The following is a 1,470-nucleotide window of genomic DNA, read 5'->3' as shown; positions in this document are numbered from 1 at the left end:
AGCTAGGTATATAAGAAAGCAGTATAAGGAAGTAACGAATCAAGAGCTTAAACCAGATACATTGATTCCATTATGTTTAGAGAGAAGTATGGATATGGTTATAGGTATACTTGGTGTTATGAAGGCAGGTGGGGCATATGTTCCTATGGATCCTGAATATCCTGAAGAGAGATTTAAGCATATACTTACAGATACGCAAGCTAAGTTGGTTATTACACAGAGCCATTTGGAGAATAAGCTTCATTATATAGCTAGTGATATTAGCTTAATATCTATTGATCCAAGTGAAGATAATTATGTATATGATCAAGAGGATAAGGAGAATCTATTTCTACAAAGTAATTCAACAGATTTGGCATATGTTATATATACATCAGGGACTACTGGTTTACCTAAAGGTGTATTACAAAAACATGAAAATGTACATAGACTATTAAGTGCTACGAATCATGAGTTTAAATTTGATTGTAATGATGTATGGACTTTATATCATAGTTATATATTTGACTTTACAGTATGGGAGCTATGGGGATCATTAACTTATGGAGGTAAGTTGATAATACCTAGTAAAGAGGTAGTTAAAGATATATCTAGATTTGTAGAGCTATGTTCAGACTATAAGGTTAGTGTACTTAATCAAACACCATCAGCATTTTATACATATATGGATCAGTTAGATAGTAAAGAGAATATAGATTTAAGTAGCTTAAGATATGTAATATTTGGTGGAGATGCATTAAATGTAAATCATTTAGGTAAATGGTGGGCATATAAGGAGTCTAAAGATCTTCATACTAAATTAATTAATATGTATGGAATAACAGAGACTACAGTACATGTTACATATAAAGAGATAGATGAAGATGAATTAGTATCATCGAATATAGGTAAGCCAATAGTAGACTTAAACGCATATATATTAGATCAGTACCAACAACCAGTCCCTATTGGAGTAGTTGGAGAGTTATATATAGGCGGAGCTGGCTTAGCTAGAGGTTATTTGAATAGACCTGAGTTGACAGGTGAGAGATTTGTGCCCAATCCATTTGCTACAGATGAAGATATAGCTAAAGGATATACAAGATTGTATAAGACAGGAGATTTAGTTAGATGGTTAGAAGATGGCAATATTGAGTATATAGGTCGCAATGATGATCAGGTTAAGATACGTGGTTATCGTATTGAGTTAGGAGAGATTGAGAATCAGCTGTCTGCTATAGCTGGAGTTAAGCAGTCCTGTGTGTTAGCTAAGGATAGAAACAATAGTAAGTACTTAGTTGGCTATTATGTATTAGATAAAGAGTCATTAACTCAAGAAGAGATACTTAATCAATTATCTAAGGTATTACCAGAGTATATGGTGCCTAGTGTATTGGTTGAGATTGACTCAATGCCATTAACAGTAAATGGTAAGTTAGATCGTAAGTCATTACCTGATCCTGAGTTTGTTAATGAAGATAGTTATATAGC

At 33.0% G+C, this 1,470-nt stretch carries 1 protein-coding gene; it reads left to right on the top strand.

Translation table 11 applies throughout. The features are described 5' to 3' along the window. A partial coding sequence (locus tag F3D62_RS12290; protein ID WP_224732700.1) for a non-ribosomal peptide synthetase occupies nt 1–1,470 on the top strand: 1,470 nt, incomplete at both ends.

It is taken from the genome of Francisella sp. SYW-9 (assembly GCF_008711465.1).
Lineage (GTDB): Bacteria > Pseudomonadota > Gammaproteobacteria > Francisellales > Francisellaceae > Francisella.
The sequence above is the reverse complement of the archived record's forward strand: the minus strand, read 5'-3'. Positions and strand labels throughout refer to the sequence as shown.